Source organism: Nocardia rhizosphaerihabitans (assembly GCF_014646295.1).
Taxonomy (GTDB): domain Bacteria; phylum Actinomycetota; class Actinomycetes; order Mycobacteriales; family Mycobacteriaceae; genus Nocardia; species Nocardia rhizosphaerihabitans.
Genome location: NZ_BMNE01000001.1, coordinates 140,959 through 160,292 on the forward strand (window position 1 = coordinate 140,959; position 19,334 = coordinate 160,292).

At 70.0% G+C, this 19,334-nt stretch carries 17 protein-coding genes; 3 read left to right on the top strand and 14 right to left on the bottom strand.

What is annotated here, in order from left to right; genetic code table 11:
* Nucleotides 1-50 precede the first annotated feature (50 nt).
* Nucleotides 51-1,235, top strand: a complete 1,185-nt coding sequence (locus IEY60_RS00625; RefSeq protein WP_189022648.1) for a tetratricopeptide repeat protein — start codon at nt 51-53, stop codon at nt 1,233-1,235.
* On the opposite strand, the gene thpD is transcribed toward IEY60_RS00625, so the two are convergent.
* From thpD to IEY60_RS00650, 5 genes are all read right to left on the bottom strand, one after another.
* Entirely contained in the window at nt 1,232-2,146 is a 915-nt protein-coding gene (gene thpD, locus IEY60_RS00630; RefSeq protein WP_229739455.1) for an ectoine hydroxylase, read from the bottom strand. The genes IEY60_RS00625 and thpD overlap by 4 nt on opposite strands.
* Nucleotides 2,139-2,543, bottom strand: coding sequence for an ectoine synthase (locus tag IEY60_RS00635; RefSeq protein WP_189022653.1), 405 nt, complete (start codon nt 2,541-2,543; stop codon nt 2,139-2,141). The genes thpD and IEY60_RS00635 overlap by 8 nt, the downstream gene beginning before the upstream one ends.
* Nucleotides 2,540-3,808, bottom strand: a complete 1,269-nt coding sequence (gene ectB / locus IEY60_RS00640) for a diaminobutyrate--2-oxoglutarate transaminase (RefSeq protein ID WP_189024726.1) — start codon at nt 3,806-3,808, stop codon at nt 2,540-2,542. Before ectB ends, IEY60_RS00635 begins: the two co-directional genes overlap by 4 nt.
* Nucleotides 3,808-4,359 (bottom strand): diaminobutyrate acetyltransferase, encoded by a 552-nt coding sequence (gene ectA / locus IEY60_RS00645; protein ID WP_373291655.1) that lies wholly within the window; start codon nt 4,357-4,359, stop codon nt 3,808-3,810. The genes ectB and ectA overlap by 1 nt, the downstream gene beginning before the upstream one ends.
* A gap of 68 nt (nt 4,360-4,427) precedes the next feature.
* A complete protein-coding gene (locus IEY60_RS00650) occupies nt 4,428-5,141 on the bottom strand; it encodes a response regulator transcription factor (protein ID WP_189022655.1) in 714 nt (237 codons plus the stop codon).
* Between the two features lie 291 nt (nt 5,142-5,432).
* On the opposite strand from IEY60_RS00650, the gene IEY60_RS00655 reads away from it, so the two are divergent.
* The gene (locus tag IEY60_RS00655) at nt 5,433-6,380 is read left to right on the top strand and encodes a threonine/serine dehydratase (protein WP_229739456.1); all 948 of its coding nucleotides are present in this window, start codon (nt 5,433-5,435) and stop codon (nt 6,378-6,380) included.
* A 24-nt stretch (nt 6,381-6,404) separates the two neighbouring features.
* On the opposite strand, the gene IEY60_RS00660 is transcribed toward IEY60_RS00655, so the two are convergent.
* From IEY60_RS00660 to IEY60_RS00700, 9 genes are all read right to left on the bottom strand, one after another.
* The gene (locus IEY60_RS00660; RefSeq protein WP_189022659.1) at nt 6,405-7,259 is read right to left on the bottom strand and encodes an SDR family oxidoreductase; all 855 of its coding nucleotides are present in this window, start codon (nt 7,257-7,259) and stop codon (nt 6,405-6,407) included.
* A gap of 34 nt (nt 7,260-7,293) precedes the next feature.
* Nucleotides 7,294-7,977, bottom strand: coding sequence for an FHA domain-containing protein (locus tag IEY60_RS00665; RefSeq protein ID WP_189022661.1), 684 nt, complete (start codon nt 7,975-7,977; stop codon nt 7,294-7,296).
* 1 nt (nt 7,978) lies between these two features.
* A complete protein-coding gene (locus IEY60_RS00670) occupies nt 7,979-9,268 on the bottom strand; it encodes a vWA domain-containing protein (RefSeq protein WP_189022663.1) in 1,290 nt (429 codons plus the stop codon).
* Nucleotides 9,265-10,281, bottom strand: coding sequence for a PP2C family protein-serine/threonine phosphatase (locus IEY60_RS00675; RefSeq protein ID WP_229739457.1), 1,017 nt, complete (start codon nt 10,279-10,281; stop codon nt 9,265-9,267). The genes IEY60_RS00670 and IEY60_RS00675 overlap by 4 nt, the downstream gene beginning before the upstream one ends.
* Nucleotides 10,278-12,671, bottom strand: coding sequence for a serine/threonine-protein kinase (locus tag IEY60_RS00680; protein ID WP_229739458.1), 2,394 nt, complete (start codon nt 12,669-12,671; stop codon nt 10,278-10,280). The genes IEY60_RS00675 and IEY60_RS00680 overlap by 4 nt, the downstream gene beginning before the upstream one ends.
* A complete protein-coding gene (locus IEY60_RS00685) occupies nt 12,668-13,840 on the bottom strand; it encodes a hypothetical protein (protein ID WP_189022665.1) in 1,173 nt (390 codons plus the stop codon). The genes IEY60_RS00680 and IEY60_RS00685 overlap by 4 nt, the downstream gene beginning before the upstream one ends.
* Nucleotides 13,837-14,811 (bottom strand): glutamate ABC transporter substrate-binding protein, encoded by a 975-nt coding sequence (locus tag IEY60_RS00690; protein WP_189022667.1) that lies wholly within the window; start codon nt 14,809-14,811, stop codon nt 13,837-13,839. Before IEY60_RS00690 ends, IEY60_RS00685 begins: the two co-directional genes overlap by 4 nt.
* Nucleotides 14,808-16,079 (bottom strand): GlnX family signal transduction membrane protein, encoded by a 1,272-nt coding sequence (locus IEY60_RS00695; protein WP_229739459.1) that lies wholly within the window; start codon nt 16,077-16,079, stop codon nt 14,808-14,810. Before IEY60_RS00695 ends, IEY60_RS00690 begins: the two co-directional genes overlap by 4 nt.
* A 175-nt stretch (nt 16,080-16,254) precedes the next feature.
* Nucleotides 16,255-17,754, bottom strand: coding sequence for a flavin-containing monooxygenase (locus IEY60_RS00700; protein WP_189022669.1), 1,500 nt, complete (start codon nt 17,752-17,754; stop codon nt 16,255-16,257).
* A gap of 214 nt (nt 17,755-17,968) precedes the next feature.
* Here IEY60_RS00700 and IEY60_RS00705 point away from each other — a divergent pair, with 214 nt between their 5' ends.
* Nucleotides 17,969-19,123 carry an LLM class flavin-dependent oxidoreductase gene (locus IEY60_RS00705; RefSeq protein WP_189022671.1) on the top strand — a complete coding sequence of 385 codons (1,155 nt, stop codon included), beginning with the start codon at nt 17,969-17,971 and terminating at the stop codon, nt 19,121-19,123.
* Nucleotides 19,124-19,334: the final 211 nt, after the last annotated feature.

A 19,334-nucleotide genomic window follows, 5' to 3' on the forward strand; every position in this document is an offset into this window, starting at 1 on the left:
GCGCCAGACGCCGCATGGGGGTCGAATCGCGGAAAGGGTGGGCTGCACCGATGAATGATCCCGGCGCGCGACATCCTGGCGACCATATCCCGCTCGATCAGCGCTATACCGGCGCGGATCCGATCGAATGGTGTGGCGCCGCGGTCTATCCGATGTATACAGAGGCGCTGCCCGCGGGCACCACCGCGGTGCGGCTGCGCGCGGTGTCGGTGATGCCGCCCGCCGATGTGTCCGGTCTCGGGCTCGGGCTCACCGTGCAGGACGGGCATGTGACCCTGAACGGGAAATCACTGGCAGGCGTCGACATCTGGTCCGACGCGCTCGCCGAAGGCGTCGACATCTCGGTGACCGCGGACGCGCCCGACGCGCTGTTCACGCTCACGCCGGTCTGGGTGGCCGGATCGGGGACGCAGCAGTCCTGGACCGGCAATTACGGGATCGTGGTGGATCTGCTGCCCGAAGGTGCGTCGACACTGTGGTGCAGCACCGGGCCAGGGACGCCGGATTTCAACGAGCTCGTCGTCGAACTGAGCACTGTTCCCGGAGTGGATTCCGGGAACGCAGCGGATTCGATGCCGTCGGCGCTGGAGACGATGCCGCTCAGTATCCGGCCACCCGCTGTCATGCCACCCCGGGCGCCGAGCGCAGCCCCGCTCGAAAGCCGTGCGTCGGCAGAGCCGCCACCGAATCCACCGACTTCAGTCGCGACCTCATCGAATCCCCCAGCGTCGACGGGCATGCCGTCGTTTCCCGGCGCGCCGTCCGCGACGCAACCGAGCTCCCCGACTCCGACCGGCCAACGGCTCGCTCCCCCGGACCCGATCGCTACGCCGACGGATCCTCCCGCGGCAGACGCGGTGACCTCTGCTTCGCCGGTGCAGGCCGTGGCGTCATTCGGCCCCCCGGCCCCTGTCATTGCCCCGGCCGAACCGGAATCGTCTCCGATCACAGCTCCCCCGGCCCAGCGCGCACCGCAAGCCGCGAGCACCGGGCAGGGTATCGGGCGGGCGCTCTATGACCTCGGGACGGCTATGAACGAACGTGGCGAGCATGATTCGGCGCGTGCGCTGTTGACGCAGGCCGCCGAGGCGGGGCACAGTGCCGCCGCCTATGAGCTGGGTGTGTTGTTGTTGCGTGCGGGCGACCGCGAAGGGGCAGAACGCTGGTGGAAGGCCGCGGCCCACGATGATCCGCGGGCCGCGGCCTCCCTGACCGAACTGCCTCAGCTGCGCTAGCGCGCCTGATCGGCCAGCGCCGCGACCGCTTCCGGTACCCTACGCACCGGGGTGACCTCGCGGGCCGCGATGTGCGCCGGCCTGCGCCGGGGCGCCGCGTACGGCTCGTCCAGCGCGTTCTCGACGCTGTTGAACACCAGGAAGATGTTCGACCGCGGGAACGGCGTGATGTTGTTCGACGAACCGTGCATCAGATTCGAATCGAACAGCAGCGCCGAACCGGCTCGCCCGGTGAACTGGGTGATGCCGAAGCGGGCGGCGAGGAAGGTGATGTCGTCGTTCGTCGGCACCCCGAACCGCTGCTCCCGCAACGACTCCCGATAGTGACCATCGGGGGTCTCACCCAGGCACGGCACGAAGGTACGGTGCGAGCCGGGCATCAGCATGAGACTGCCGTTGAACGGGAAGTTGTCGGTCAGCGCGATCGACAGACTCACCGCCCGCGGCGCGGGCATCCCGTCCTCGGCGTGCCAGGTCTCGAAATCCGAGTGCCAGGCGAATCCGCTCCCGCCGAAGCCGGGCATGTAGTTCACCCGGCTCTGGTGCAGGTACACCGCCGAACCGAGGATCTGCTCGGCGAGGCCGACGATCCGCGATTCGGTCAGCAGCTCCGCGATCGGCTTGCTGAGCTTGTGCACCTGGAACACCGAACGCACCTGCCCGGCAACCGGTTCCACCACGACCCGCTCGTCGCCGTAGAGCACGGGATCGGCGGCGAGATGACCGATCTCCGCACCGAACGCCGCCACCTCTTCGGGGCTGAGCAGGTCGGGGATCATCGCGTAGCCGTTGGCGTCGAACCCGGTCAGCTCGGGCGAGGTGATCCGGCCCCACACGGTGGGGTCGGTGCGCTCGAGATGCGGTGCGGGCTCGGTCAGCCGGGTCGGGTAGCGGTCGGACCGATCAGACACTTGCTGCCTCCTCCTCGACGACGAGCGGATACACCCCGTTCTCATCGTGTATTTCGCGGCCGGTGACCGGCGGATTGAACACACACAGCATCCGCAACCGGGTGCGCGCGTTCACCTGATGACGTTCGTGGCCGTCGAGCAGGTACATCGAGCCGGGGCCGAGCTGGTGGACGGTCTGGTTGTCGAGATCGAGCAGACTGCCCTCGCCCTCGATCAGCCAGACCGCTTCGACATGGTTCTGGTAGTGGAACTCGTGGACGGTCCCGGCCTCGATCGTGGTCTCGTGGAAGGAGAACCCGACCCGGTCGCCCGCGAGGACGATGCGCTTGCTGCGCCAGCCGGGGCCCGCCACGTCACGGTCGGTGCCGGTGATCTCGGCGGTGGTGCGCACGATCATGCGGCACCTCCACAGACGGCGTCGATCGAGGCCGACAGCACGGACAGGCCGCGGTCGAGCTCGTCGCTGCCGAGTGTCAACGGCGGCAACAGCTTCACCACCTCGTCCATCGAGCCCGAGGTCTCCACCAGCAGGCCCTGCTCGAACGCGGTGCGGCACACCTTGCCCGCCTGCGACGGGTCGTCGAAGACGATGCCGTGCACCATGCCGCGGCCGCGGGTGCTCACGCCCTCGTAGCGGTCGGCGACCGCGGACAGCTTCCTGCCGATGTATTCGCCGTTGGCGGCGGTGTGCTGGGCGAGGCGGTCGTCGGACCAGTACTCGCGCAGGGCGGCCGTCGCGGTCACGAAGGCGGGGTTGTTGCCGCGGAAGGTGCCGTTGTGCTCACCCGGCGCCCACTGGTCGTGCTCGGGCTTGAGCAGCACCAGCGCCATCGGCAGGCCGTAGCCGCCGATCGACTTGGACAGGGTGACGATGTCCGGGGTGATGCCGGCGATCTCGAAGGAGAAGAACGGGCCGGTGCGGCCGCAGCCCATCTGCACGTCGTCGACGATGAGCAGGATGTCGCGCGAGGCGCACAGTCCGGCCAGGTGACGCAGCCATTCCGCACGGGCCAGGTTGACGCCGCCCTCACCCTGCACGGTTTCCACGATCACCGCGGCGGGCCGGTCGAAGCCGGAGGAGCTGTCGTCGAGGACGCGCTGCATCCAGCCGAAGTCCTCGATGGTGTTGTCGAAGTAGCCGTCGTAGGGCATCGGGGTGGCGTGCTCGAGCGGCACACCCGCACCCGCCCGCTTGGCGGCGTTGCCGGTGACCGACAGCGCGCCCAGGGTCATGCCGTGGAAGGCGTTGGTGAAGCTGAGCACCGTCTTGCGGCCGGTGACCTTGCGGGCCAGCTTGAGCGCGGCCTCGACGGCGTTGGCGCCGGTGGGGCCGGGGAACTGCACCTTGTAGTCGAGGCCACGCGGCGACAGCAGCGTGTCGCGAATGGTCTCCAGCAGTTCACGTTTGGCGACGGTCGACATGTCGAGGCCGTGGGTGATGCCGTTGCTCGCCACATAGTCCAGCAGCGCCCGCTTGAGCACCGGGTTGTTGTGGCCGTAGTTCAGCGCGCCCGCGCCGGCGAAGAAGTCGAGGTATTCGCGACCCTCCTCGTCGCGCAGCCAAGCGCCCTCGGCGGTGGCGAAGACGGCGGGCCAGTCACGGCAGTATCCCCGCACATTCGATTCCATCGCCTCGAAAATGCTGGTGTCGGTGGTCGTGATCATCGTCGTTCCTCCTGGCGCTGAGCGGGTGCGATGACATACAGCTGCTCGGCCTCGTGTGAATCGGGGAAATCGTGCGTTTCGAACAAAGAGACGGTGCGCAAACCCGCACCGCGCTCTCGGGCCACCGCGGCGAACAGCGCCTGGGAGGCGGTGTTGCCGGGTGAGATCGTGGTTTCCAGCGTGGTGATACCCGCGGGTGCCACGGAATCCAGCAGCGCGTGCAGGATCGTGGCGGCCAGGCCACGGCCGCGGAACTCGGCGTCGACGGCGATCTGCCAGACGAACACGGTGTCCGGCGCTTCCGGGCGAACGTAGCCGATGACGAATCCCACGGCGCGACCGTCGCATTCGGCGACGATCGACGTCGCGGCGAAATCGCGACACCACAGGAGGTAGGCGTAACTGGAGTTGACGTCGAGCACCTGCGAGTCGCGGGCGATCCGCCACAGCTGGGCTCCATCACCCAGTCGTGGGGGTCGCAGTGTCGGTTCCGCACCGAGAACCGCAGGGGCGGTAGCGGATTCGCTGGACATGGTGGACGAAGGCATACATCCACAGTGTCGAACAGACTTTGCGGTCTTTGTGTCGAGCTCTTTGCAGTTGTATGACGAGTCTTTTACTGCGATTGCAGATCGAGCCGATAACCGAGTCCACGCACGGTGACGACGATGCGCGGGTCGGACGGGTCGCGTTCGATCTTGGTGCGCAGCCTGCGCACGTGGACGTCGACGATCCGCTCGTCACCGAAAAAGCCCTGGTCCCATACCCTTTCGAGCAGCACGGCGCGACTGAGCACGCGGCCGGGGGTTTCGGCGAGTTCGCACAGCAACCGGAATTCGGTGACTGTGAGGTGGATCTCCTCGGCGCCGCGGCGCACAGCGCCCGCGTCGGCGGCCAAGATCAGTGGCGCGTCCGGATGCGCGTCGAGCACCGCTTCCGGAGTGGTGTCGCGATCGGCGGTGATCCGGGCACGACGGCGCAACGCGCGCATCCGTGCGGTGATCTCCTTGATCTCGAACGGCTTGCTGACGAAGTCGTCGGCGCCCGCTTCCAGGGCCGCGACGACATCGTGGGTGTCGTACCTGGTGCTGATCACGATGATCGGCACGTCGTGATCGCGGCGGATCTCCCTGATGCAGTCGAAGCCGTCGGTCTCGCCTCGCATCAGGTCCACGATCATCAGATCGGGCGGGCCGTCGATCCGCAGCCGATCCAGGGCGTCCTCGGGGACGCCCGCCTCGGCGACGGCATAGCCTTCGTCTTCCATCGCACGGCGTAGATCACCGCGCATCTGGACGTCGTCGTCCACGATCATCAAGTTCGCGCTCATGCCCGCACCTCGCTGTGGCCGGCTTCAGGCATGACCGCCGAGGCGGCTGTGTTGTTTCGCCGCTCGTTGCGCTCGCTCATGTGCACATCCTTTGCTGACACGCCGGGACGTGCGCCGGATCACCTGGGGAGTTCGCGTCCCCAGACCGACACGACATCCCGTCTTCGAGCTCGTTACCGATCCGTTATGTACCCAGGCTCGGGGCAGCGTAAACCCGCCGTAACAATTCGCCCGGTCAGCGGCCGATCCGAAGGGCGGTCCGCGGGCCCATCGCGGTGGCATAGTCGAGTGGTGACACCGACCTATGACGACATCGAAGCGGCCGCCGCGCGGATCGACGGACTGGTCCGCCCGGTCAGCGTCGCACCGGCCGCTCCCGGCACCGATCCGCTGTGGTTCGCGCTGGAGTTCCTGCAGTTCACGGGCTCGTTCAAGGCGCGCGGCGCGCAGAATTTCGTGCGTGCGCACGCCGCGGCGGGGACGCTGCCCGAGGCCGGTGTGACGATCGCCTCAGGCGGCAATGCGGGGCTGGCGTGCGCGTGGGCCGCGCGCGAGGCCGGGGTGCCCGCGACGGTATTCCTGCCCGACACCGCGCCCCCGGTGAAGATCCGTCGATTGCGTGACTACGGCGCCGAGGTGCGACTGATCGGTCCGGAGTACAAGCAGGCGCTGGCGGCATGCCAGGAGTTCGCCGCCACCAGCGGCGCGCTCTCCTCGCACGCCTTCGACCATCCGCTGATCGCCGCGGGCGCCGGCACGCTGATGCGCGAGATCCACGCGCGGGTGCCCGATCTCGACACCGTGCTGGTCGCGGTCGGCGGTGGCGGCCTGTTCACCGGAACGGCGATCGCGGCGCAGCACGCGGGAATTCGCACGGTGGCGGTCGAGCCCGCGAACTGCCGGTCGCTGAACGCGGCGCTCGAGGCGGGCAGGCCCGTGGACGTCACGGTCGACTCGATCGCGGCCGATTCCCTCGGCGCGCCGCATGTCTCGGCGATGGCGCTGGCCGCCGCACAGCACGAGAGTGTGCGCTCGGTGCTCGTCGGTGACGACCTGATCCGCGCTGCCCGCAGGCAGCTCTGGGACGAGCATCGGATCGCGGTCGAATACGGTGCGGCCACCGCGCTGGCGGCCCTGCTCGACACCGGGTCGGGGGCGGCCTATCGACCCGAGCCGGGCGAGCGGGTGTGCGTCATCCTGTGCGGAGCCAATACCGACCCCTCCGACCTGGTCCGCTAGGCGGTTCAGCGCGGTCTCGGCCTGTCAGCGGACCAGTTCGTTCTTGGTGGCGTAGTTGGTCATCGCCGAGTTGAGGCCGCGCATGGCGAGGGTGTAGCCGAAGGGGAAGTAGCGCTGGCCCCAGTGGGCGAGGTGGATGTCGCGGGAGGTGTAGACCCAGTACCGGTTGCGCTCGACGCCCTTGACGACGGCGGCGGCGGCCTGCTCGGGGGTGACGGCGTGGCGCAGGAACAGGCTCATCGCCTTCTGCAGGGCGGCGCTGTCGCGGTCGACGCCGGCGATGTCGAGGCTGTCGACCATCGGGGTCGCCATCGCACCGGGACAGACCAGGCTGACGCCGATCTTGTGGCGGCGCAGATCGAATCGCAGGACCTCCGAGACGCCACGCAGGCCGAACTTGGTGGCGCTGTAGGGCGCGTGCCAGGGCAGTCCGAACAGGCCCGCCGCGGAGGAGACGTTCACCAGATGGCCGCCGCGCTTGGCCGCGATCATCGGCGGGACGAACTCCTCGATGACGTGGATCGGGCCCATCAGGTTGATGTCGACGGTGCGGCGCCACTGCTGGTGGGTGAGCTTGTCGACGGTGCCCCAGGTGGCGATGCCCGCGACGTTCATGACGATGTCGACGTGGCGCACCGCTTCGAAGGTGTGCGCGGCCAGGCCGACGACAGCGGAATGGTCGCTGACGTCGGCGGCGTGGGCCAGATGCACCGTCGCACCCGCGGCGCGCAGTTCGGCGGCCGTCTCGTCGAGCGCGGCCGCGGTGATGTCGGTGAGCACGAGGGCAGCGCCCTTGGCGGCGGCCGCGAACGCGGTGGCGCGGCCGAGGCCGCTGGCGGCGCCCGTGATCAGGCAGGTCTTCCCGTCGAACTTCGTCATGGCCCCGACCCTACGGTTTGGTGAACAGATACGTCTATGGCCCGGTGCCGATCGCGATGGTGGTCCAGCCGCCGACATGGATCCGGCTGCCGTCGCGCAGCGCGACCGCGACCTGGGGTGCGATCGGCGCGTCGGCGCCGTCCAGGCTGGTCCCGTTGGTGGAGCCGAGGTCGGTGATGGTGAGTCCGCCGCCCGGATCCACCTGGATCATCGCATGCGCGCGCGAGACCCCGATGTCGACCGGCGCGATCCCGAGGTCGATCTCGGGCACGATGCCCTGCGATGCCGACCGCTTCCCGATCAGGAACTGGTTGCCGCGCAACACGATCCGGCGTTCGGGATAGAAGTCGGGGAAGTCGACCCGCTCGGCGTCGGGACCCTTGCGCGCACGGACCCGGACGTAGAAATCGCGGTCGGCGAAGACGCGCGCGACCCAGACCGGCGCCGCGCTGTCCGTCGCGTGGACCTCGTCCGGGCCGGGGGTTCGGAGCACGGTCGGGTCCGCACCGCGGTGCTCGACGGGCGCTGCCTGCGGGGGTGCGGGCAGGGCCGAATCGTGTCCGCAGACCTCGCAGAATCTGCCGCTGGTCGGTGTGGCGCAGGACGGGCACAGCCGCAGACCGGCCTGATCCGGCGCGGGGGCGCCGTCCAGGGCCGACCCGCACACATCGCAGTAGTCGATCGACTGCGACAGATGTCCGTCCGCGCAGACCGGCATGTCAGGAACCCTCCGGCCGGACCCGCGCCGTCTTGGTCGAGCGGATGTCGAGTGCGAGTTCGTCGGCGGCGGCGACCTCGCCGCGCAGCTTGACCGTGCCGTCGCGGTCGTCGACCTCCACCACGCCGCGCAGCAGCTTGGCGGTGGATTCGTGGCCGGACGCGGCCGCCAGTTCCACCGCGCGGCGCAGCTTGGCGGTGGCGGTGGTCAGGTCGCCGCTGCGGCGCGCCGCCAGACCCTCCTGCACGGCCTGGGCCAGTTCGACCTGACCGGTGTAGTGGGCGACGCGGGTGCTGATCCGGGTGGACAGCGTGGTGTCGGTGGTCCACACCGCCCGCACAAGGCCCTGTCCGAGGACGTCGTCGCCTGCCAGCACGCTGAGTCTCGCGGCCAGCTTCTCGCGGCCGGGCGCGGCCGGTTCCAGTTCGATCTGCACGTGGTATTCGCGTTCCTCGGCCGCCCAGGACGACAGCGGGTACTCCCCCACCTGCGGGCCGGTGTCGACGCGGCGCGCGGTCAGGTCTTCCAGGACCGGCGAGACCTGCTTGACCATCCGGACCCGCGCGCCCGCCGGGGTCCATACCTTCAAGGTCAGTTCGGGGATCACGCGGGCCACCGAGGAGCGCATCATCTTCGCGAAGTCGGCGGCCAGGTCCTTGGGGTCGGCCACCATGTCGGCGTCGCCGGACAGCTTCGAGGAGATCTTGTGCAGGTCGGCGGCCATCCAGTCGTCGCCGACACCGCGGCAGTCGCAGACGAAAAGGCCTTCGGCGCGGTCGAGTTCGGTGGTCAGCTGCTCCGGTGACTCGTGTTCGTTCTTGCCGTCGGTGAGCAGGATGGCATGCGCCTGCGCGCCGGGGTGCGCGGCGGCGACCTGGCGGGCCAGTGCCAGCCAGGAACCCATCGCGGTGCCGCCGTCGGGCCGCAGCCGGTCCAGTGCCCGGCGCGCGGCGCTGCGGTTGCCGCGGTCGGCGGGAGCCGACATGCCCTTGGTGGGGTAGATCATCCTGGCCTGCTCGGTGCCCTCGATGATCGCGAACGCGGTGCCGTCGGGGATCTCGTCGAGAGCGGTGCGGGTGGCGTTGCGCGCGTTCTCGAACTTGCGCTTGTTGCCCATCGAGCCGGAGCAGTCGATGATCAGGATCTCCAGCCGCGGTGGCGGAGTCGCGGCGACGGCGAGCTCGGGGCCGGTGGTCACCGTGAGTACCGCGTCCACCACACTCGCCCCTTCGGCGAGGAACTCGTTCTGGTCGACGGCGATCGAAATACCTTCGGTCCCTGTAGAACTCATGACACTCCTGGATCGGGCGATACGGCGCCGGGCGCGGGCACCGGGGCCAGCGCGACCGTGATGTTGTCGCTGCCGCCGCTGTTCAAGGCGAAGTCGGCGAGCGCGCGGGCAGCGGCCTGCGGTGAGGTCTCGACGGTGAAGCCGGCGAGGGCGACGGCGTCGGGCAGGTAGTTCCACAGGCCGTCGCTGCACAGCAGCAGGGTGCCCGGTTCGGTGGCGACCATGCGCTGCAGGCAGTGCGCCGACCACGGCGCTTCCCCGCCGTCGGCGCCGAGCCAGCGCAGCAGGGTGTGCGCGCGGGGGTCGTGCATGGCGGCTTCCTCGTCGAGGGCGCCCGCGTCGACGAGGGCCTGGGCCCAGGAGTCGTCGACGCTGAGCCTGCGCGAGGCGGTGGGATCGCCCGCGGCGAGCCAGAAGGCGCGGCTGTCACCGACATTGGCGACGGTGATCTCGGTGCCCTCGGGGGTCTCGCGCACGATCGCCGACACATACGTGCACGAGGGCGCGTATTCGCTCGAGCGCGACATTCCGCGCACGGCCGCGGTCGCGGTCGCCAGGCCCGCCATCGCGCTGTCCTGCGCGGAGCGGCCGTCGGCGAGTGCGGCCAGTGCCGCGTCGACACCGGCCCTGGCCGCGGTGCCGGAGGCGGCCTGCGGGTCCTGGGAGGTGGACACGCCGTCGCTGACCACGATGACGCGCGTGCCGTCGCCGTCACGGACGGCCGCGGCGACGGCGTCCTCGTTGCGGGAGTGACTGATTCCGCGGTCGGTGAGGATGTACACCGCGCCGAGATCGTCCTCGAATCGGTCGGGAACCGGTTTCGGGCTGCCGCACTGTACGCAGCGGCCGCCCTCGTAGCGTCGTTCCCCACAGGTCGAGCACTGCGGCACCGTGGCCGGATCGTGGATCGGCAGCGCGGCTTTGCGCACGCCGAGTTCGCGCCCGCACCCCTCGCAGAAGCGGTGCCCCGCCCTGGCCGATCCCGCGCAGTCCGGACAACCGGGCGCGCTCACAGCGTGGTCCTCGGCCGCACCGCGTTCGCCTGATCCACCAGCACGAACCGGGTCCACATGTCGTCGGCTTCCCGCGCCAATGTCCGCAAGCATCGTTCCAACCCCGTCCGCACTCCCTGCTCGGTGAATTCCACGTCCAACAGCTTGCCTGCCGCGCTCGGTCGCTGTCCCGACCGGATCCAGTTCAGTGCCGCCTCCAGCACATGCATGCGTACCTGGGCGGTGCGGGCGCGCGAGTCCAGGCTCAGCCGTTCGACGCGCTCACCCGCCTCGCGCAGCAGTGTCTCGTCCAGGTCGGCCGGGTCTCGGCGCGCCAGCAGGGTTTCGACGGCGGAGACTCTGGCCTCGGTGAACATCGACGAGGTGCGGTCCACCTGGTCGAGGACTGTCACCGCGCCGGTCCGGTCGCCTGCCGCGCGGCGCAGGCGGGCGGCGCCGAAGGCAGCGGAGAGGTAGGTGTGGTCGGTGCGCCACACCAGCTCGTAGAGGGCGAGCGCGCGGCGCAGATCGGCCTCGTCGCCCTCGGCGCCGAGTTCCAGCGCGGCCGCCAACGCGAGTTTGGGGGCGGGCTCGCCGGGCAGTGCGGCGTACACGGCCTCGAAATCGGCTGCGGCGGAGGCGTGGTCGCCGGTCAGCAAGGCGGCCTGGGCGCGGTACCAGACCCGGCGCCAGTCGTACTCCAGCTCCTCGGCCAGTGCGTCGAGGCGGGACAGGGCGGCCTCCGGTTCGCCTGCTTCCAGTTCGGCGCGCACGAGGCGCAGCGGAATCTCCACCGACTCACCGGATCCGGTGACCACCGCGCGCAGACCGGCGGTCAGCGCCGCTTCCAGTTCCGCGGGGGTCGCCGCGTCGGTGGTGGCCAGCAGTGCGGCGCCGCTGTCGCCCGGATCGACCAGCGGGGCGGGCAGGCCGGTGATGAGCGCGGCGGGTTCCGGTGTGGTGCTGTCGATACCGAAGACCGCGCGGGCCGGGCCGAACGAGCTCGACATGCCGGGGCGCGGGATGCCGTCGCCGGTGGCCAGCACCTCCCGCAGCACGCCGGTGAGCTGGTCGGCCATCTCCGACATCGAGCCGAAGCGGGCCAGCGGCTCGTCGTCGGTGGCCCGCAGCAGGAACCGATGCAGCGAATCATGCTGGGCGAGAATGGGTTCGGTGTCGGGCGTCGGCAGTGGGCCGAGCTTGCCGCCGGCCGAAGCCACCCGCATCATCAGCACGGCCAGGGTGCGGCCCGCGGTGTAGACCTCGGTAGCCACGGTGGGGCCGGTCTCGGCGATCTCGGGCGCCTGATAGCCCAGGGTGCCGTAGATCGGGCTGGTGCGGTCGTCCATCGAGATGACGGCGCCGAGGTCGATCAGCTCGAGCCGCTCCTCGGTCTGCATCACGTTGTCGGGCTTGAAATCGCAGTACGCCCAGCCGCGGGCGTGCAGATAGCCCAGCGCGGGCAGCATTTCCAGCACGTAGGCGATGGCCTGGGCGGGCGGCAGGTAGCTGTCGTGCTCGGCGCGGTGTTTGCGCAGGATCTGCTTGAGCGAGGTGCCGCCGACGTAGGCCATGACGATGTAGCCGACCGGCTCGCCGTCGGCGTCGGCGTGTTCGGTGAAGTTGTGGATCTTGACGATGTTGGGGTGGTCGACCTCGGCCAGGAACCGCCGCTCGGCCAGTGCCGCCGCCAGCGCGTCGCTGTCGCCGGTGTCGATGAGGCCCTTGAGGACCACCCAGCGCTTGTTGACCCGGTGGTCGACGGCAAGGTAGATCCAGCCGAGACCGCCGTGTGCGAGCGCACCCGCCACCTCGTATTGCCCGCCCACCAGATCGCCTGCGCGCAACCGGGGCACGAACGAATAGCGGGTGCCGCAGTGCGGGCAGAACCCGGAGGTGCGACCGGGCACGCCGTCGTGGCTGCGGCCGACCGGCTTGTCGCACTTGCCGCAGAAGCGATCGGATTCGGGGACCTGCGGGTCGGTGAGCACCGCCGTGGCCGGGTCGACGCGCGGCACCGGCGGCACCTCGACCAGGCCCGCGCCGAGCCTGCCGCGCGCGGCAGAGCGGGCCGAACCGGAGCGGTGGGTGCGCACCGAGCGGCTCGACGTGCGGCCGCTGGCGCTGACGGTCGGCGCGGACGGGCTGTACACGGCGGTCGCGGTCGGGGCGGTGCCGCAGGTTTCGCAGTAGCCGTCGGCGATCGTTCCGCCGCAACCGGGTTCGGCGCACACGCCGGGCGCTGGTGGCGGGGTGCCGTTGCGTGGCTGTGCGGTGGTGCGCGAGGACCGGCCGCCGTTGGCCGCGGGCGCCGGGGTCGGCGGTGGCGCGCTCGCCACGGGGGCGGTGCCGCAGACGGCGCAGTAGCCGTCTTCGACGGCGCCGCCGCACCCCGGTTCACTACATGTCATGCTGTCCGCCCCGCTTTCTCCCCGATGATCGAACGATAGTCCGCGACCGCCCGGGTGACAGCGGCCAGATCGCATGGTGTCCGGCTGAGCAGTCCCGCGGCGATGCGGTCGGCGGCGAGCACGTCGCGGTTCTCGCTGAGGCCAAGACGTGCCGCCTTGGCGCGGTAGGCGGTCAGCCTGCCGCGGAGCTCGGCCCGCCGGTCCAGCAGTCCGCGCGCCAATTCTTCTCTCCGCATTGCGGTTTCGCCTGCCTGGGTGGCGCGTGCGCGCAAGGCCAGGAGGTATTCCACCGTCGGGCGGGTGGGGTGCGGGCCGAGCGTGTCGAGCTCGCCGCGCAGCCGCGCAGCCGGTTCGCCGCCACCGGGTAGTTCGCCCGTGGTGACTTTGTGTTCGGCCTGCGCGACGGTGTCGTCGGCGCGGCGCTGCAGCTCGTCGAGTCCGGTCAGTTGCCTGCGCAGGGTCTCGACCGCGCCGGGCAGATCGGCCGCGACGGCGAGATGTTCGGCATGGCGGGCCGATTCGGTCTCGACCAGTGCGGTGAGCGCGGCGAGTGCGGCGGCGACCTCACCCGGCGCGAAACCGAGCGGGTCCGTTCCCGCCCGGCTCAACAGCGCCGTCAGCGGCTCGGCGGCCGCGTCCAGCGCGCCGTGCGCCCGCTCGACGCGCTGCTGCAGCGGGGCGAGCGCGCCGATGACCTGCCGGTCCACCGCCTCGACCTGTTCGGCGAACGGCGCGACGAAGGCGAACGCGGCGCGCATGCGGTCCAGCGAATCCGCGATGCCGACGGTCACGATCGTTTCGGCGGCTCCGGTGAGTCCACGCTGCGCCAACGGAATCGGGATGCGGGCGATCTCATGCGGGCGGCCGCGCAGCAGTTCGGTGAGGCGGGCGCGGGCGCGATCGTCGACCCGGCCACGACCGCCGCGGACTTGCTCGGCCTCGGCCACGATGGCGCGCACCCGGCCCAGGTCCTCCCAGAGTTCGCCGAGCGCCTTCTCGACCGGCGCCCAGCGCCGCGCGGTCTCCCCCGTCGGCGGATACCGGCGGACCAGGGCCAGGCCGGGGTGGCGGTCCAGCTCCAGCAGCGTGGTCGTCACAGTCGCCAATTCCGCTGTGCGCGCCGCCAGTTCACGATCGATCTCGACGATGCCGAGCATCGGCCAGGTCATCCCGCGTACCGGGGCACCGGCGGGCCCTGCGACGGGCCGAGTACCGCCAGGTGCTGCTGGTAGATCCGCTGCCAGGTGCCGTCGGCGCGGGCGCGGTCGAGCACGCCGTTGACGAACCGGACCAGGTCGTCGGTGCCCTTCGGGACGCCGACCGCGTAGGCGCCGGCGCCGATCGGGTCGCCGACCAGCTCCAGGTTGCGGTCCTGGGCAACCAATCCGGCGAGGATCGGCTCGTCGCCGCTGATCGCGTCGACCGTGCCCTGCTGCAGGGCCACCAGGCAGTCGGTCCAGTTGGTCACGCCGAGCACACTGGGCGGCGTCGGCAGCGAGAACAGCGGCGCGGCGGCCGTGGTGCCCTTGGTGACACACACCCGCTTGCCCGCCAGACCAGCGGCGTTGGTGATCCCCGCGCCCTTCGGGGCGGCGATGCGTTGCGCCGCACGGTAATAGACGCTGGAGAAGTCGACATCGCGTCGTCGTTCGCAGGTTGCCGAGAAGGTGCGCACGATCATGTCGACCTTCTTCTCCTGCAGCAGCGGGATCCGGTCGGCGGCGGCGACGGAGCGCAGTTCGATCTTGTCGGGATCGCCGAAGAGGTCGCGCGCGATCTCCCGCGCCAGGTCGATGTCGAAGCCTTCCAGCCGTCCGGTGGACGGATTGCGGAACCCGAACATGTAGGTGTTCTGATCGACGCCGACCCGCAGCCTGCCGTTCGCGACGATCACGGCCATCGACGACCCGGCGGGCATCGCGCCGGGCCGCGGTTGACTCGTCGGCGCCAACGTCGCCTCGGTATCGCAGGCACCGGTGCCTTCCGCGGCAGGCGCCGAGGTGATGGCCTCCGCACCGGGCAGCGGCGGCGCGACCGCGGTCGCCGGAATCGTCGACGGCTCCGGCGCGCCACCACAACCGGCGACCAACACGACCGCCGCGGCCAGCGCCGCCATCAGCAAGGGACGCCGCGTGCTCATAGGAATTCCTTGATTCGGGGCCACAGGCCGGTGATCACCGCGCCCGCGGCGGCCAGCAGCAGGATCAGGGTGCCGAAGGGGCTGAGGATGAAGGTGGTTCCGGCGGCGTCGACGCCGTCGCGCAGGTCGGTGCGGGCCTGGGCGAGGGCGTCGCGGAGTTCGTGGTCGAGGCGGGCGAAGCTGGTGGCCGAGCTGTCCGGGCCGGTACCGATCGCCTGGGTGACGGCACCGGTGTAGTCGGCCTTCTCGTAGGCGGTGCGCTGGGCGTTATGGCCTGCGGTCCAATTCGTCAGTGCGCGACCGGCTTCGGAGTCGGCCGCCCCTGCGGCGGTGAGGCGCTCTTCCAGGTTGGTGGTGTGGGTCTGGAAGGCCGCTTCGGGCGCGGTGATGTCGCCGCGGGTGATCAGGGCCAGTGTTTCGTCGGTGCGGGCCTGCTGGGCCAGAATGCGGGCGCCTGCCAGATTCTCCACGCGCGCGCCGGCTCCCGAGTCGCCGGTGTCGAGCAGGTGCGCGGCGGTCAGCGTGGCGCCCACCGACCACAGCACGGCCAGCAGCGCGGCGGCCGCGGCCAGGGCGACACCGGCATTCACCAGCCGGTTGGTGCGGCGCAGCAGCACCACCGAACCGACGGCGCAGGCGGCCAGGACCAGCAGCAGGAGCACGATCGTGGTCCATGGAAGCGCGCCGATGCGGTGCTGGTCTTCGCGCACCGCGGCGAAACGGGCCTTGTTGAGCTGTTCGGCGTTGGGCAGCAACGAGGTCTGCATCAGGTCCGAGGCCTGCCGCAGGTAGGCGGAGCCGACCGGGAAGCCCTGCCGGTTGTTGGCGCGGGCGGTCTCCACCAGACCGGTGTAGGTCGGCAGGTCGGCGGCGATGCGGGCGACGATCGCCCTGGTCTGCGCGTCGGTCGCGCCCGCCGTCGCTTCCGCCAGTGCCGCGGCGGCTTCGGCGAGCGACTGCTCGTAGGTGTCGCGCACCTGCGGTGATTCGATGCCGCCGGACAGGAACGCCGTCGCCGCGCCGGCATCGGCCGCCGACAGCGAGACGTAGAGGCTTTGCGCGGCGAATGCCAGCGGTTCGGTCCGGTCCAGCACCTGTTCGGTGCGCCCGACCTTCGCGTCGAGCTGTTGTCCCGCAGTCGATCCGGCGACCACGCAGGCCACCGTGAGCACCACGAGCACCACACCGAGCACACCCGGTGTCGTCGCGGCGAAACGCCGCAGCCACATCCCCGCGTCACGGATGGTCGCCGGTAGGCGAGATCCCACACCGTCCTCCTTCATCTCCCCGGGCGGTGTCTTCGATCGCGATAGTACGGGAGGCACTGACAATTCGCCCGGGCGACCGAAATCGGCTCCGCACAAGCGGATCGGGCCCCTGGATGCGAAAAGGCCCGCCACACCGATGGTGTGACGGACCCTGTCAGGTTCGACGTAGCGCCAGTCAGGCGCCGACGACCTTCTCGCCCGGCTTGACGGCGGTGCCGACCTTGCTGAACCGCAGCACGCCGTCCTCGATCGGCGCCTTGTGCATCAGCGTGCGGTCGCGGTAGTAGTTGTTGACCAGCTTCCAGGCGCCACGGGCACCCTGCCGCGGCATCGCGTCGTTGCCGCGCTGGATGTAGCCCGAGGTGAGCGCGCCACCCATCAGCGACTCGTCGGCGATGTCCTCGGGGTTGGCGTGCACCTCGAAGGTGGTGTAGCCGCGGTCGCGCATGATGTTGAGGACGCGGCACAGGTAGGCGGCAGCGAGGTCGGCCTTCAGCGTCCAGGACGCGTTGGTGTAGCCGATGATCATCAGGAAGTTCGGGATGTCGGAGTACAGGACGCTCTTGTAGGCGACGGTCTCGTTGAACTTCACCGGCTCGTCGTCGATGCTCAGGGTGATCCCGCCGAGCATCTGCACGTTCAGGCCGGTGGCGGTGACGATGATGTCGGCCTCGAGCTCCTGGCCGGACTCGGTCAGGATGCCCTTCTCGGTGAACTTGGCGATGCGGTCGGTGACGATGTCGGCCTTGCCGCTCTTGAGCACCTTGAACAGGTCGCCGTTGGGCACCACGCACAGGCGCTGATCCCACGGGTTGTAGCTCGGGGTGAAGTGGCGCAGGTCCACGTTCTTGCCGACTTGCAGCCGCACCTGGGCCAGCATCAGCTTCTTGGCCAGCTCGGGGTTGGTGCGCGAGAGCTGGAAGCTGGCGCGCTGCAGGGCGATGTTGCGGGCGCGGCCGATCTTGTAGGCGATCTGGTCGGGCACGCGCGACTTCTTGAAGCCGACCGCGACCGGGTCCTCCGACGGCAGCGCCTGGATCCAGGTGGGCGAACGCTGCAGCATGGTGACGTGCGCGGCGTCGTCGGCCATCGATGGGATCAGTGTGATCGCGGTGGCGCCGGAGCCGATGACGACGACCTTCTTGCCCTTGTAGTCCAGGTCCTCGGGCCAGTGCTGCGGGTGCACGATCCGGCCCTGGAAGTCGTCCTGACCGGGGAAGGTGGGCTGGTAGCCCTCGTCGTAGTTGTAGTAGCCGCTGGCGCCGACCAGGAAGTTGGCGGTCCAGGTCTCGGTCTCGCCGGTCGCCTCGATCAGGGCGGTCACGGTCCACAAGGCCGAGGCGCGGTCGAAGGCGGCTGTGACGACCTTGCGGCCGAAGGTGATGTGGTCGGTGACGCCGTATTCCTTGGCGGTGTCCTCCACGTACCGGCGGATGCTGGCGCCGTCGGCGAGCACCTTGGTGCCGATCCAGGGACGGAATCCGAAGCCGAAGGTGAGCATGTCCGAGTCGGAGCGGATGCCGGGGTACTTGAACAGGTCCCAGGTGCCACCGATGTTCTCGCGGCGCTCCAGGATCGCGTAGCTGCGTCCGGTCTGCTCGCGGGTGAGGTGACAAGCCGTGCCGATTCCGGACAGGCCAGCGCCGATGATCAGTACGTCGACATGCCGCGTCATTGAGGAAACTCGTTTCGTAGGGTCCGTCGCCGCTCGCGCATCGTCGCCCGAGCCTCCGGCAAGATTACGTGTTTCGCATAGTTACGTCTAGTTCGGCTCGGTCGCGCCGCGGCGTGTCGGGGGTTGCACGCACGCTGATCCGAATCCGTGACGTCGCCGCCTTCGCCGGTCAGAGTCGATAACCGACTCCCATCACTGCGACGAAAAGGCGGACATGACCGAGCGCGGACTGTCGTTCCACTGGTTCCTGCCCACGTATGGCGATTCGCGCGGGCTGGTCGCCGGCGGACACGGCAGCTTCATGTCCGGCGATCGCCCGGCCACGCTGCGCTATCTGAACCAGCTCACGGCCGCGGCCGAGGACAACGGCTTCGAGGGCGTGCTGACCCCGACCGGCGCGTGGTGCGAGGACGCCTGGCTGACGACGGCGATGCTGGTACAGACCAGTGAGACGCTGAAGTTCCTGGTGGCGCTGCGTCCCGGCCTGGTCAGCCCCACCCTGGCGGCGCAGATGGCGGCGACGTTCCAGCGGCATTCCGGCGGCAGGCTGCTGCTCAATGTGGTCACCGGCGGTGAGCCGCGCGAGCAGCACGCCTACGGCGACTTCCTGGACAAGGCGCAGCGCTACGCCCGCACCGGGGAGTTCCTGCGCATCGTGCGCGAGCTGTGGGAGTCGACCGAGCCGATCAGTTTCAGCGGTGAGCATCTGCAGGTGCGCGACGCGCTGCTCAGTGCCCGGCCCGACCCGGTTCCGCCGGTCTTCTTCGGCGGCTCCTCCGGTCCCGCGGGCCCGGTGGCCGCCCGCTACGCCGATACCTATCTGACCTGGGGCGAACCCCTCGACGCGGTGGCGAAGAAGCTCGACTGGATCCGGGGCCTGGCCGCGATCGAAGGCCGCACCGTCGACTTCGGTCTGCGCATCCACGTCATCAGCCGCGATACCGCCGCCGAGGCGTGGGCGGAGGCCGACCGGCTGCTGGCCGGCATCGCGCCGGGCGAGATCGCGCGGGTGCAGGCCAGCCTCGCCAACAGCGAGTCCGAGGGGCAGCGCCGGATGGCGCAGCTGCACAACGGGAGCACCGACGGGCTCGAGATCGCCCCCAACTTGTGGGCCGGGGTCGGTCTGGTCCGTGGCGGGGCGGGGACGGCACTGGTCGGCTCGCACGCGGAGGTGGCCGAGCGGCTGCTCGAGTACGCCGCGCTCGGGATCGACCATTTCATCCTGTCCGGGTACCCGCATCTGGAGGAGGCGTACTGGTTCGGGGAGGGTGTGCTGCCGATTCTGGAGCGCAAGGGCGTGTGGCAGCATCCGTCCCGGCCCGCCGCGGTGCCGGTGGTCGCGCCGTTCACCGCGGCGGCCAGTAGCTGAACATGGCAGTCGATGCACAGTGGCAGTCACTGCTCGTGACCGTGCATTCCTGACTGTCGAACCCGCGAACGGGGTGGTGACCTGGCATAGCCGCGCCGGCTCCGAAATCGCCATACTTTCGACCATCGGTGCTGTGATGCACGCTGTGCATCACACAACCGAACTCCCCCAAGCGTTTTCGGCATCGAGTGCATCCGGCGTTCCACGTGAA

Bases quoted from the DNA above. Each gene is read 5' to 3' on its own strand.
- IEY60_RS00690 (WP_189022667.1), bottom strand. From the start codon at position 14,811: ATGAGCACGCGGCGTCCCTTGCTGATGGCGGCGCTGGCCGCGGCGGTC.
- IEY60_RS00635 (WP_189022653.1), bottom strand. From the start codon at position 2,543: ATGATCGTGCGCACCACCGCCGAGATCACCGGCACCGACCGTGACGTG.
- IEY60_RS00685 (WP_189022665.1), bottom strand. From the start codon at position 13,840: ATGACCTGGCCGATGCTCGGCATCGTCGAGATCGATCGTGAACTGGCG.
- IEY60_RS00680 (WP_229739458.1), bottom strand. From the start codon at position 12,671: ATGACATGTAGTGAACCGGGGTGCGGCGGCGCCGTCGAAGACGGCTAC.
- IEY60_RS00660 (WP_189022659.1), bottom strand. From the start codon at position 7,259: ATGACGAAGTTCGACGGGAAGACCTGCCTGATCACGGGCGCCGCCAGC.
- IEY60_RS00670 (WP_189022663.1), bottom strand. From the start codon at position 9,268: ATGAGTTCTACAGGGACCGAAGGTATTTCGATCGCCGTCGACCAGAAC.
- ectA (WP_373291655.1), bottom strand. From the start codon at position 4,359: ATGCCTTCGTCCACCATGTCCAGCGAATCCGCTACCGCCCCTGCGGTT.
- IEY60_RS00650 (WP_189022655.1), bottom strand. From the start codon at position 5,141: ATGAGCGCGAACTTGATGATCGTGGACGACGACGTCCAGATGCGCGGT.
- IEY60_RS00665 (WP_189022661.1), bottom strand. From the start codon at position 7,977: ATGCCGGTCTGCGCGGACGGACATCTGTCGCAGTCGATCGACTACTGC.
- IEY60_RS00700 (WP_189022669.1), bottom strand. From the start codon at position 17,754: ATGACGCGGCATGTCGACGTACTGATCATCGGCGCTGGCCTGTCCGGA.
- IEY60_RS00625 (WP_189022648.1), top strand. From the start codon at position 51: ATGAATGATCCCGGCGCGCGACATCCTGGCGACCATATCCCGCTCGAT.
- IEY60_RS00705 (WP_189022671.1), top strand. From the start codon at position 17,969: ATGACCGAGCGCGGACTGTCGTTCCACTGGTTCCTGCCCACGTATGGC.